We start from the raw sequence: 12,107 nt of genomic DNA on the forward strand, positions 1-12,107 counted from the left end.
ATCTTATTCATTCATTTCACCTCATTATTTGTCATGTAAGCCGTTAAGTAAATGATAACATTTATTAAACAAAAATCAATACTTATTTATAATTATTATAATTAAATATAAAAATATTATTTTGTAACCATTTATTCTTTAGTTTCTAAGACCCTAGACCTAGAAGTTTTTCGACCTACAGCCGTTATTAAAATGGAGCGTCAGCAAGCTATAATAATTTTGTGAAGACCTAATAGTACAGGAAAATTTTTTCATAATCAGTTACACTATTGGAGGAAAGAAAAAAGAGGTGGAGAATGTTGGAAACCATTGTTGAGTTAAAAAATGTCACAAAAAGCATCAAGGGCAAAAAAATCATTGATGATATTAGCTTTCAAGTAAATAAAGGGGAAGTCTTTGGTTTTTTAGGTCCAAATGGTGCCGGTAAAACAACAACCATTAGGATGATTGTTGGCTTAATGGGGATTACATCCGGCGATATTATGATTGGAGGCTCTAGTATAAAAAATGATTTTGAAGATGCGGTCCGCCATATTGGAGCGATCGTTGAAAATCCGGAAATGTATAAATTTCTGACGGGTTATCAAAATCTTGTTCATTTTGCTAGAATGTCAAAAGGCATCACCAAAGAAAAAATTGCCGAGGTAGTAGGGCTAGTCGGCCTGACTAACCGCATTCATGATAAGGTAAAAACTTATTCACTTGGAATGAGGCAGAGATTGGGATTGGCCCAATGTCTGTTACATGACCCTCAGGTGCTGATTCTTGATGAACCAACTAACGGATTGGATCCTGCAGGAATTAGAGAAATACGTGACTATGTCCGCCAGCTTGCGAGAGAAAAGAACATGGCTGTCATTGTCTCCAGTCACTTGCTATCGGAAATGGAAATGATGTGTGACCGGATAGGAATTATACAAGATGGCCGATTAATTGATGTGCAGCAGGTAAAAGAGTTTGTTCAGGGAGAAGGAGCTGTTTACGAGATCGAAGTAGTTCCAAGTGATAAGGCCATTACCGTATTCAAATCCCGTTATCCTGATATTCGTGTTCAACGTTCAAAAAATGGAATTACAGTAGAATTGTCTAAAGAGGAAATACCAAATCTCGTTAAAGCTTTTGTGGAAGAAAATATACAAGTATATGGCATTAAGGAAACGGCAAAAACCCTAGAGGACCGCTTCCTGGAAGTAACCGGTGAAAAGGAGGCGATGATCCATGCTTAATTTAATAAAGAATGAATGGATGAAAGTGTTTAGACGTCCTGGAACTTATGTCATGATCGCAATCTTAATTCTTAGTACAGCTGTTGTCGGTGCCTTTTTCAAATATCAGGAAAATGGAAAAGATGCGGCAGCCAATCCAAAATGGGAACAAACACTGCGCGAAGAAAATAATGCCTTGAAAAAACAGATGGAACAAAGCCATTCGGAAATGGAGAAGCAATATTATAAAAAGACCATTGCCATCAATGACTATCGGATTCAGCATCATTTAGCACCAAGTCAGGAATATAACGTTTGGTCATTTGTAAAAGACGCTTCAGAACTAATAACTTTAGCAGGTTTATTTATTATCATCGTGTCGGCGGGAATTGTCTCGAGTGAGTTTAACTGGGGGACGATTAAGCTCTTATTGATCAGGCCCATTAATCGAACGAAAATACTAACCTCCAAATATTTAACTGTGCTCGTATTTGCACTGTTCATGATTGCCATTCTATTTGTATTCTCAACAGCTTTAGGGGCTATTCTATTCGGAATGCCGGATAAAGTGACTCCTTATTTGAACTATTATAATGGTCATGTTACAGAACAAAATATGGTAGTTCATCTATTAATCTATTATGGCTTAAGTTCGATTGAAATGCTGATGCTAGTCACGATGGCCTTTATGATTTCTTCAGTATTCCGCAACAGTTCATTGGCAATTGGTTTATCGTTATTTTTACTGTTTACCGGGGCTCAATTCACCGCCTTATTAGCCATTAAATTCTCATGGGCAAAGTACCTGCTTTTTGCTAACACAGACTTGATGCAGTACTTTGAAGGCACGCCACTAGTAAACGGTATGACCTTAACCTTCTCAATCATTATGCTGATTTTATACTTTGCTGTTTTTCAGTTCCTCGCGTTCTTTGTTTTTAAGAAGAGAGATGTAGCTGCATAATAAAGGTGACAGGCACCCATCATTGTGGTGCCTGTTTCTATTTTCGATTCAGTTTTTCAAAGACTGTGGCCATTGCTTGTTCGAATTTGCCTGTTCGTTTAGGCTGGTAGTATTGTTTGTGTTTGATTTTGTCAGGCAGGTATTGCTGGGGGACCCAGCCATTTTCATAGTCGTGAGGGTATTTATAGTCAATGCCCCGACCAAGTTCCTTAGCTCCTTTATAATGGGCGTCCTTTAAATGGTCCGGTACTTCACCAGTGATTCCTTTTTGGATGTCACTTAAGGCGGCATCAATAGCCATGATGGCTGAATTTGACTTCGGTGACAGGCACAGTTCGATGACCGCGTTCGCTAGCGGAATTCTGGCCTCAGGGAATCCAATTCGCTCGGCTGTTTCGATGGCAGCCAAGGTTCTTGCTCCTGCCTGTGGATTAGCGAGTCCAATGTCTTCATAAGCAATTACAATCAGCCGTCGGCTAATGCTTGGCAAGTCTCCTGCTTCAACCAATCGGCCTAAGTAATGGAGGGCCGCATTGACATCACTGCCGCGGATTGATTTTTGAAAAGCGGAAACAACATCATAATGGGCATCACCGTCTTTATCAGCCGCAATGCTTTTCTTTTGCAGGCATTCTTCTGCGGTTTCCACATTAATATGAATAATGCCATTTTCATCTTGATCCGTTGAGCGGACAGCAAGTTCCAAGCCATTTAACGAACTTCTGACGTCTCCGCCTGACCCTTGAGCAAAATGCATCAAAGCTTCTTCAGAAATGTCAATTTTATAATTCCCTAAGCCCCGTTCTTCATCTTCAAGAGCTCGAATTAAGGCTTGTTTTACTTCGTCGGGTGATAACGGTTTTAATTCGAAAATTTGACAGCGACTGCGGATCGCCGGGTTAATGGCATGATAGGGATTACTTGTGGTCGCACCAATTAGGACAATCATTCCATTTTCCAGATAGGGCAATAAGAAATCTTGTTTGGCCTTATCCAAACGGTGAACCTCATCAAGCAGCAAAATCACTTTCCCGGACATTTTTGCCTCAGCAGCAACTATTTCCATGTCTTTTTTATTATTAGTTACAGCATTCAGGGTACGAAAAGCGTATTTCGTGCTCCCGGCAATGGCACTGGCTATCGAGGTTTTGCCGATTCCAGGCGGACCATAAAGGATCATCGACGATAGCTGTTTTGCCTTGACCATTCTGGCAATGATTTTGCCTTCCCCGACTAGATGCTGCTGCCCGACGATTTCTTCAATCGTACGCGGCCTCATCCGAAATGCTAACGGTTTTTCCACCATATTGATCTCCCCAAAAGATTATTCTTATCATACAATACCATTTCCGACTTCAAAAAGCATAACAAAGAAGAATATGATATAATTGCTAATGCCTATTATACTCAAGTTATTAAATGTGAAATTTGAACAGAGGTGTAAATATATATGAAAATTTCGACTAAGGGTCGCTACGGCCTTACAATTATGATTGAACTCGCTAAGAAATACGGTGAAGGCCCAACTTCCTTGAAAGCTATTGCACAAGCAAATGAGTTATCAGAACATTATTTGGAACAATTAATAGCTCCTTTGCGTAATGCCGGTTTAGTAAAGAGCATCAGAGGTGCCTATGGTGGTTATATTTTATCAGATATTCCTTCTAAAATTACCGCAGGGGATGTTATTCGGATTTTAGAGGGGCCAATCACACCTGTAGAAGGAATCGAAGATGAAGAACCGGCCAAACGGGAGTTATGGATTCGGATTCGCGATGCCATCAAAGATGTATTGGACAATACTACCCTTGAAGATTTGGCGAGCCACAGTAATGACAGTGAACCTGACGAAGGTTATATGTTTTATATTTAATGGAGATACTAGAGAATTATTTTGATTGAAGGTGTTACAATGGAAAGGATTTATCTCGATCATGCAGCCACATCTCCCATGCAACCTAGAGTGATTGATAAAATGCTGGATGTCATGAATGCAACTTTTGGCAATCCCTCAAGCATTCATTCATTTGGAAGGGAAGCACGTCACCAGATTGATTTAGCGCGGGAAGTCATGGCAGAGAGCATTGGTGCCAAGGAAAACGAGATTATTTTTACAAGCGGAGGCACTGAGGCTGATAATATGGCACTTTTTGGGACGGCTGAAACCTATCAGAGCAATGGTAGACATATTATTACCACTCAGATTGAGCATCATGCTGTATTGCATGCGTGCCAAAAGCTGGAGAAGCTTGGTTTTGAAGTTACCTATTTGCCGGTGGACGAATCAGGACGTATTTCCCTTGATGTCCTTAAATCAGCGTTACGGGATGATACGATTCTCGTTTCTATTATGTATGGAAATAACGAGGTAGGAACCCTTCAGCCTATAAAAGAAATTGGCGAATTGCTGAAAGATCATCAGGCAAAATTCCATACAGATGCGGTGCAGGCTTACGGACTGGAAAATATTGATGTTAATGAATGCTTCATTGATTTACTTTCGGTTTCGGCACACAAAATTAATGGACCTAAAGGGACCGGTTTTCTTTATGTGCGTTCTAATGTAAAAATATCCCCCCGTGTTTTTGGCGGTGAGCAAGAACGGAAACGTCGAGCTGGAACGGAAAATGTTGCTTCCATTGCCGGATTTGCCGAGGCAGTCAAGATTGCTGAGGAAGAAAGAGCTGCTAAACGGGAAAGTTTCAGAAACTATAAAGAAATTTTGGTGCAAAGACTATGCGATGCACATGTTGATTTTTCCATAAACGGATCTCTTGAATATTCGCTGCCTCATGTATTAAACTTAAGCTTTCCCGGTACAAACGTGGAAGCCATGCTGGTCAATCTGGATTTAGCGGGAATTGCTGTGTCAAGCGGTTCAGCATGTACGGCTGGTTCTATTGAGCCATCCCATGTTCTGGTCGCGATGTTTGGAAAGCAATCCGAAAGACTAGTGAATTCAATCCGCTTTAGCTTTGGTTTTACCACAACAGAGGAAGAAATCATCAGGGCGGCTGAAGAAACAGCCAAGGTTGTTTCACGCCTGAAACAATAAATGGTTTAAAAAAAGTTACAACAAGAGAGGTGAAATATGGTGGAAATCAAAGATCCGAAAAATACCCGTGTCGTTGTTGGGATGTCTGGAGGCGTGGACTCGTCGGTAGCGGCCCTGTTACTAAAGCAACAGGGGTATGACGTCATCGGCATATTCATGAAAAACTGGGATGACACCGATGAAAACGGTATTTGTACGGCGACAGAAGACTATAATGATGTCATTCGAGTCTGTAATCAAATCGGCATTCCATATTATGCTGTTAATTTTGAAAAACAATATTGGGACAAGGTATTTACCTATTTCCTAGAAGAATATAAGGCTGGCAGAACACCGAATCCAGACGTGATGTGCAACAAAGAAATTAAATTTAAGGCCTTTTTGGACCACGCGATGAATTTAGGGGCAGATTACCTCGCTACCGGCCATTACGCAAGGGTAGAGTTTCGTGACGGGGAATATAAAATGCTCCGTGGCCTTGATGAAAATAAGGACCAAACCTATTTTTTAAATCAGTTGTCCCAAGACCAAATTAGCAAGGTAATGTTCCCAATCGGTAATCTTGAAAAGTCACGAGTCCGGGAAATAGCCAAGGAAGCTAACCTTGCGACTGCTACTAAAAAAGACAGTACCGGAATTTGTTTTATCGGGGAACGAAATTTTAAAGAATTTCTGGGGCAGTATTTGCCGGCCCAACCTGGTAATATGGAAACATTCGACGGTGAGGTTAAAGGCCGTCATGAAGGGCTGATGTATCATACGATTGGTCAGCGTCATGGCTTAGGGATCGGTGGGTCCGGTGAGCCGTGGTTTGCCATCGGAAAAGATTTAAAACGAAATGTCCTTTATGTCGGACAAGGCTTTCACAATGAAAAGCTCTATTCCGATTCGATTATTGCCACAAATATAAGCTGGGTATCTGAGCGGGAAAAGCCAGCTGAATTTGAGTGTACGGCAAAATTCCGCTATCGTCAGGAAGATCACAAAGTAACGGTTCAGCTTTTGGAAGATAATCGCGTTAAAGTATTGTTCCATGAACCCATTCGTGCGGTGACCCCTGGACAAGCTGCTGTTTTTTATCTTGATGACGAATGCCTCGGCGGCGGTACAATTGATGAAGTGTATAAAAATGGTGAGCGTCTCACTTATGTTGGTTAATAAAAGCCCTGATTCTATTAGTAGAATCGGGGTTTTTTGAGGATTTGCGGGAAAATCATGAAAACACGCGGAAATATCGCAAAAACTGGCGGAATTAGTTTAGAAATTCGCGGGAATATTGTAAAAACTGGTGGGAATATCAAAAAATCTCGCGGAATCCCCCATCCCTTAATCCAAAGAACCAATTTTCTACCCAATGTGTTATACTTCCCTATAGAACGGAGTTGAATGAAATGGACAAAAACCAATTAGGTGTTAAATATATGCAGGAAGGCAATCTGGAAGAGGCAGCTAAAGCCTTTTATGAAGCCATTAATGAGAATGGTCAAGATCCAATTGCTTATATCAATTTTGGAAATGTATTATCCGCTTTGGGAGACAATGACAAAGCACTTCAATTTTTTCAAAAAGCAATTGAAATAGATGAAAACGCAGCAGCGGCTTACTATAGTGCTGGAAATCTTTATTACAGCAACGGACAATTTTCACAAGCAAAGGATATGTTTGAATCTGCCATGAAAAAAGGTTTAGAATCAAGCGATAATTTCTTTCTACTAGGTATGTCTTTAATGAAGCTAGGTCAACAAAAGCTGGCTATACCGTTTTTACAACGTAGTGTCGAATTAAACGGAGACGATTTGGAAGCCCGCTTTGAATTCGGAATGTGTCTGTTGCAAAATGAATACATCGAAGAAGCCATTGCTCAATTTGAAGAATGTTTGATGATTGATGAAAACTATGCCAATGCTTGTTATTTCCTTGGTCTAAGTTCTGCCTTTAAAGGAAACGAAGGCAAAGCTTTAGAAATGCTGGAAAAAGGGCTGCGATTAGATCCGGAACATTTGATGGCTTTACAAGCAACCACATTAATTGAAAAACTAAAAGCATAAGAAATCACAAACCTGTAGAAAGGAGGGAGCTCGGCGAATGGAAAACCAAGAAACCCTTGATTTATTTTCTGAACAGGGAAAGTTTGTTAAAGGCCGGCCAATCGTTACGATTTTTCACAATGAACAAAATCTATATACTGTGTTAAGAATTCGCGTGGACGAAACCAATCATGAATACAGTGACAAGGAAGCGGTTATCACTGGTTATTTTCCTAAAATCCATGAGCAGGAAACGTATATTTTTTACGGAGAATTTAAGGAGCATCCACGGTTTGGTACACAATATATTGCTAACCATTTTCGAAAGGACATGCCGCAAACAAAACAGGGGATCATCGCCTATTTATCCGGTGAAATGTTCAAAGGGATCGGGAAAAGAATAGCTGAGAATATCGTAGAAACCTTAGGGGAAAATGCGATTTCCAAAATCCTCAATCAGCCGTCCCTGCTTGATTCGGTTCCGAAGCTCCCTCCTGAAAAGGCAAAAATGCTTTATGATACGCTGATGGAGTATCAAGGGTTAGAACAGGTAATGATTGCTCTTAATCAATACGGCTTCGGCCCGCAATTATCGATGAGGATTTATCAAGCCTATAAAGAAGAGACTCTTACGATTATCCAAAAGAATCCCTACCAGCTAGTGGAGGATATTGAGGGGATTGGTTTTGGCCGCGCAGATGAGTTAGGGCATCAGTTAGGTATCACCGGAAATCATCCGGATCGTATTAAGGCCGGCTGCCTATACACGTTGGAATATGAATGCATGCAAACGGGTCATGTTTTTATGCCGGTTCGGGGTTTACTGGAACAGGTTAAAAAGCTCCTTGAAGAAAATAAGCGGGATCAAATTGAATATAGCGATATCTCCAATGAAATTATAAAGCTCGAGGAAGAGAATAAAATAATCGGTGAGGAACAGAGAGTATATTTACCGTCTTTATATTTTGCAGAAAAAGGCCTCGTGACTAGTATTAAACGGATTCTCGAACAAACTGAGTACAAGGATCAGTTTCCTGAATCAGAGTTTTTACTGGCTTTAGGTGCTTTAGAAGAACGGCTGGGTGTACAGTATGCTCCTTCTCAAAAGGAAGCGATTCAAACCGCGTTGATGTCGCCGATGTTAATGTTAACGGGCGGACCAGGAACAGGAAAAACAACGGTAATCAAGGGGATTGTTGAGCTTTATGCCGAGTTGCACGGCTGTTCGCTGGAGCTAAAGGATTATTTTAAAAAAGATGAACCATTTCCATTCTTATTAGCGGCTCCAACTGGTCGTGCTGCCAAAAGGATGAGTGAATCTACCGGACTGCCGGCTGTAACGATTCATCGTCTGCTTGGTTTTAATGGATCGGAAGGATTTGATAAAGGTGAAGAGAGTCCCCTTGAGGGAAAAATTTTAATTATCGATGAGACTTCGATGCTTGATATTTGGCTTGCCAACAAACTGTTTAAAGCTCTCCCAGACGGGATTCAGGTAATCATGGTTGGAGACGAAGATCAGCTTCCATCCGTCGGTCCTGGCCAAGTTTTAAAAGATTTGCTGCGTTCTGAGCGGATTCCAACTGTCAGATTAACAGATATTTACCGTCAGGCAGAAGGCTCCTCTATCATTGAACTGGCTCATGAAATAAAAAAGGGACATTTGCCTGCAGATATAACGGCCAAACAAGCTGACCGTTCTTTTATCAAATGCTCAACCTCGCAAATTGCCGAAGTGGTTGAAAAAGTGGCTTTAAATGCCAAAAATAAGGGATATACGGCCAAGGATATCCAGGTCCTGGCTCCTATGTACAGAGGTCCTGCCGGGATTGACCGTTTAAATGTCTTGCTTCAGGAGATTTTCAACCCCAATCCGGATGGAAAACGAAAAGAAATAGCATTTGGTGAAGTCAAATATAGGATTGGCGACAAAGTGCTGCAGTTAGTCAATCAGCCAGAAAACAATGTGTTTAATGGAGATATTGGAGAAATAATCTCAATTATTTATGCCAAAGAAAATACCGAAAAACAGGATATGATTTATATTTCTTTTGAGGGGAATGAGGTCGAGTATACCCGGCAGGATTTAACTCAAATTACCCATGCCTATTGCTGTTCTGTCCATAAATCACAAGGAAGCGAGTTCCCAATTGTGATTTTGCCGATCACAAGAAGCTATTATCGGATGCTACAAAGGAACTTAATTTATACTGCTATAACCAGAAGTAAACAATCCCTTATTTTATGCGGGGAAGAGGAAGCGTTAAAAATGGGAGTGGAACGTGCAGATGAAATGTCCCGTCTCACTACTTTATTTGAAAAGCTGCAAGAAGCCATCCCTGGTAAAATAAACATTCAGCCATTAGAGGAAGATTTGATCGAAGAAATGTCTTATGAAGAAAAAATGATGTTAGTTGACCCCATGATCGGAATGGAAAACGTTTCACCTTATGATTTTATGTTAAAAAACTAAAACTAAGGATGTTCGAAGGAGGTGGGTACTCTTTGCGAACATTTTCCTTATTAAAGGGACAGCCTGTTTTTGAACTTCAACATGGCACAAAAATCGGTGAGGTTTGTGACCTTTGTATTTCAGATGCTGGCATCGTGAAAGGTCTTATTATAAAAAAAGGCGCTTTCTTCAAACAAAACTGCTTTTTGGATATTCAAAAAGTGGCATCCTTTGGCTGGGATGTGGTGATGGTTAAGGACCCGAGTCTGCTCACCAAGGCCAAAAACAGTTCGGAAAACGCCTTGAGCTTTCAGCAATCTCTTGATGGGATGATGCTGCTGTCCAAGAGCGGGGAATCGCTTGGATTGTTAAAAGATGTATATTTCCAGGAAGAATTGGGCACAATCGTAGGGTACGAAATTACGGATGGTTTCTTTTCAGATATAATGGAAGGAAAAAAAATGATTCATTCCGAAAAGCCCTTAACGATCGGGAAGGATGCCATCATCGTAGACGTTAATCAAACGTGAGGTGTCTTTCCATGTTAAAGTGTCCCAATTGCCAGAGCAAGGATATTGGTAAAATTGGTATCAACCAATATTATTGCTGGAACTGTTTTATTGAACTTTCTGTCTCCAAAGGCCTTATCAATACACATCAGGTCGAGGAAGATGGAACTCTTAGTTCCTTGGATGACTTGTTTGAAGAAGATCTGCGTCGTTACACTCTTTAAATTATAAGAAGAGGTGAAACGCATGAACAAGATGATGACGTCGGTGATTGCTTTTGGCGCAGGAATGGCTGCCTATAATCTAGCACAAAGAAACAATGTAATGTCCGGAAGGCAAATGAAAAAAATGTCACGTAAGGTTAAACGAGTGATTTTTTAAATTCGGCCCCCTCTATATTGGAGGGGGTTTTATGCATATTTCTGGCCTTTGTCTCTAAGAATAACATCAAGGAGGCAAAGTATGGATATTCGAATGAAATGGTTTTATCGAATCGGTTTTATACTCCTTTTACTCATTGCGATGTATGTGTTTCTCAAAATCAGCTTTGTCTGGATGCCGATGGTTCGTGTCGTAGCAATCATCGCACTTCCGTTTGTCATTGCAGGATTTATTACATATTTGCTTCATCCAATAGTTGAAAAATTACATGAAAAGGGATTACATCGGGGACTGGCCATTTTATTCATTTATTTCCTTTTTTTTGGCGGAATCGGGTTTGCTCTTTACAAAGGAATTCCGGCCATTATAGATCAAATAAAGGATTTGTCGGAAAGTGCACCTGTATTTGCCGAACAATATCGCGGCTGGGTTCATAGGTTAGAGTCCCATACTAGAGAGTGGCCGGATGGTTTGCAAACCAAAATTGACGCTGGCATAGATGCTTTTGAAACCAAACTTGATTCGCTTTTAACCATCATTGTGAATACCCTAGTGAATATTTTAAATTCAGCATTAATGTTAATGATCATCCCTTTTATTGCGTTTTATATGTTAAAGGATTATCCCCTTCTAAAACGGGCAGTTTGGTATATGACCCCTAAAAATTGGCGTAGACGGGGTACTTTATTTTTAAGAGATGTGGATAAATCGCTTGGGAGCTACATAAGGGGACAACTGCTTGTCTGTCTTATTATTGGGAGTATATCCTCCTTGCTGTTTTGGATCTTTCATTTAAAATATCCGTTACTATTGGGGCTGATATGTGGATTAACAAATGTAATCCCTTATTTTGGACCGATTATTGGGGCGGTTCCTGCTGTCATCATTGCCGCGACCACCTCGGTAAAGCTGGTGCTCATCACGTTGGTCATTGTGTTTGGACTGCAATTTTTAGAAGGAAATATATTATCTCCGTTTATTGTCGGCAAAAGCCTGCATATGCACCCACTGTTAATCATGGTGGCGTTGACGGCGGGGGGGGAAGTTGGCGGCATCCTTGGATTGATTTTGGCGGTTCCGGTTCTAGCTGTCGTGAAAGTCGGATTGATCCATGCAAAAAATCACTTTATTGACGTTAAAACGAATGAATCCCCTTAGATATCATTGACAAAGATTTTTCTGATGGATATAATTCGTCATAGAGAATCAATATTGATATAACATGAAGAAGGATCAAGTATGTTATAGACCATCTGTAGCGCTAAATTGCGTAAAGAGAGGAGCTTCCACAGGCTGAAAGGGGCTCTAGATGAAGGATGACAGAAAGCTAATCCGGAGTGCAGCTAATCCCTGCCGTGTTCCTGCGTTAAAGGATTAATGAGAGATGGATACTGGCTTTTCGTATTCATAATCAGGGTGGTACCGCGAGCAATAGCCCTCGTCCCTGTTTTGGGATGAAGGGCTTTTTTATATGCTTTTTTAAAAAATGGCATTGTTAAAGAACCCTGTTGATT

At 40.6% G+C, this 12,107-nt stretch carries 13 protein-coding genes; 12 read left to right on the plus strand and 1 reads right to left on the minus strand.

The window, feature by feature from the left end; translation table 11 throughout:
• The first annotated feature begins 299 nt into the window (after positions 1-299).
• Both V7083_RS17385 and V7083_RS17390 read left to right on the plus strand, forming a co-directional pair.
• A complete protein-coding gene (locus V7083_RS17385; RefSeq protein ID WP_335480347.1) occupies positions 300-1,226 on the plus strand; it encodes an ABC transporter ATP-binding protein in 927 nt (308 codons plus the stop codon).
• Complete coding sequence (locus V7083_RS17390) at positions 1,219-2,169, plus strand: ABC transporter permease (protein ID WP_335480192.1); 951 nt, start codon at positions 1,219-1,221, stop codon at positions 2,167-2,169. Before V7083_RS17385 ends, V7083_RS17390 begins: the two co-directional genes overlap by 8 nt.
• Before the next feature lie 37 nt (positions 2,170-2,206).
• Here the strand turns inward: V7083_RS17390 and V7083_RS17395 are convergent, their stop codons facing one another.
• The gene (locus V7083_RS17395) at positions 2,207-3,475 is read right to left on the minus strand and encodes a replication-associated recombination protein A (protein WP_335480195.1); all 1,269 of its coding nucleotides are present in this window, start codon (positions 3,473-3,475) and stop codon (positions 2,207-2,209) included.
• 144 nt (positions 3,476-3,619) lie between these two features.
• Here V7083_RS17395 and cymR point away from each other — a divergent pair, with 144 nt between their 5' ends.
• From cymR to V7083_RS17445, 10 genes are all read left to right on the plus strand, one after another.
• Positions 3,620-4,042, plus strand: a complete 423-nt coding sequence (cymR, locus tag V7083_RS17400; protein ID WP_335480198.1) for a cysteine metabolism transcriptional regulator CymR — start codon at positions 3,620-3,622, stop codon at positions 4,040-4,042.
• A gap of 39 nt (positions 4,043-4,081) precedes the next feature.
• Entirely contained in the window at positions 4,082-5,224 is a 1,143-nt protein-coding gene (locus V7083_RS17405) for a cysteine desulfurase family protein (protein WP_335480200.1), read from the plus strand.
• Between the two features lie 36 nt (positions 5,225-5,260).
• On the plus strand, positions 5,261-6,382 hold the full coding sequence (mnmA, locus tag V7083_RS17410) for a tRNA 2-thiouridine(34) synthase MnmA (protein ID WP_335480203.1): 1,122 nt from the start codon (positions 5,261-5,263) through the stop codon (positions 6,380-6,382).
• Between the two features lie 57 nt (positions 6,383-6,439).
• Positions 6,440-6,610 (plus strand): hypothetical protein, encoded by a 171-nt coding sequence (locus tag V7083_RS17415; RefSeq protein ID WP_335480206.1) that lies wholly within the window; start codon positions 6,440-6,442, stop codon positions 6,608-6,610.
• A gap of 5 nt (positions 6,611-6,615) precedes the next feature.
• Complete coding sequence (locus V7083_RS17420) at positions 6,616-7,272, plus strand: tetratricopeptide repeat protein (RefSeq protein ID WP_335480210.1); 657 nt, start codon at positions 6,616-6,618, stop codon at positions 7,270-7,272.
• A 37-nt stretch (positions 7,273-7,309) separates the two neighbouring features.
• Entirely contained in the window at positions 7,310-9,724 is a 2,415-nt protein-coding gene (gene recD2 / locus V7083_RS17425; protein WP_335480212.1) for an SF1B family DNA helicase RecD2, read from the plus strand.
• A 32-nt stretch (positions 9,725-9,756) separates the two neighbouring features.
• Positions 9,757-10,233: a PRC-barrel domain-containing protein gene (locus tag V7083_RS17430; RefSeq protein ID WP_335480215.1), complete on the plus strand. Its 477-nt coding sequence runs from the start codon at positions 9,757-9,759 to the stop codon at positions 10,231-10,233.
• Between the two features lie 11 nt (positions 10,234-10,244).
• Complete coding sequence (locus V7083_RS17435; protein ID WP_335480218.1) at positions 10,245-10,436, plus strand: hypothetical protein; 192 nt, start codon at positions 10,245-10,247, stop codon at positions 10,434-10,436.
• Positions 10,437-10,458: 22 nt separating this feature from the next.
• On the plus strand, positions 10,459-10,593 hold the full coding sequence (locus V7083_RS17440) for a YrzQ family protein (RefSeq protein ID WP_335480221.1): 135 nt from the start codon (positions 10,459-10,461) through the stop codon (positions 10,591-10,593).
• A gap of 81 nt (positions 10,594-10,674) precedes the next feature.
• The gene (locus V7083_RS17445; RefSeq protein WP_335480224.1) at positions 10,675-11,751 is read left to right on the plus strand and encodes an AI-2E family transporter; all 1,077 of its coding nucleotides are present in this window, start codon (positions 10,675-10,677) and stop codon (positions 11,749-11,751) included.
• Positions 11,752-12,107: the final 356 nt, after the last annotated feature.

This window comes from Bacillus sp. JJ1764 (assembly GCF_036962145.1).
Classification (GTDB): Bacteria; Bacillota; Bacilli; order Bacillales; family Cytobacillaceae; genus Neobacillus.

Coding starts and splice junctions, on each gene's coding strand:
- V7083_RS17390 (WP_335480192.1), top strand. CDS start 1,219: ATGCTTAATTTAATAAAGAATGAATGGATGAAAGTGTTTAGACGTCCT.
- V7083_RS17395 (WP_335480195.1), bottom strand. CDS start 3,475: ATGGTGGAAAAACCGTTAGCATTTCGGATGAGGCCGCGTACGATTGAA.
- cymR (WP_335480198.1), top strand. CDS start 3,620: ATGAAAATTTCGACTAAGGGTCGCTACGGCCTTACAATTATGATTGAA.
- V7083_RS17405 (WP_335480200.1), top strand. CDS start 4,082: ATGGAAAGGATTTATCTCGATCATGCAGCCACATCTCCCATGCAACCT.
- mnmA (WP_335480203.1), top strand. CDS start 5,261: ATGGTGGAAATCAAAGATCCGAAAAATACCCGTGTCGTTGTTGGGATG.
- V7083_RS17415 (WP_335480206.1), top strand. CDS start 6,440: ATGAAAACACGCGGAAATATCGCAAAAACTGGCGGAATTAGTTTAGAA.
- V7083_RS17420 (WP_335480210.1), top strand. CDS start 6,616: ATGGACAAAAACCAATTAGGTGTTAAATATATGCAGGAAGGCAATCTG.
- recD2 (WP_335480212.1), top strand. CDS start 7,310: ATGGAAAACCAAGAAACCCTTGATTTATTTTCTGAACAGGGAAAGTTT.
- V7083_RS17435 (WP_335480218.1), top strand. CDS start 10,245: ATGTTAAAGTGTCCCAATTGCCAGAGCAAGGATATTGGTAAAATTGGT.
- V7083_RS17440 (WP_335480221.1), top strand. CDS start 10,459: ATGAACAAGATGATGACGTCGGTGATTGCTTTTGGCGCAGGAATGGCT.
- V7083_RS17445 (WP_335480224.1), top strand. CDS start 10,675: ATGGATATTCGAATGAAATGGTTTTATCGAATCGGTTTTATACTCCTT.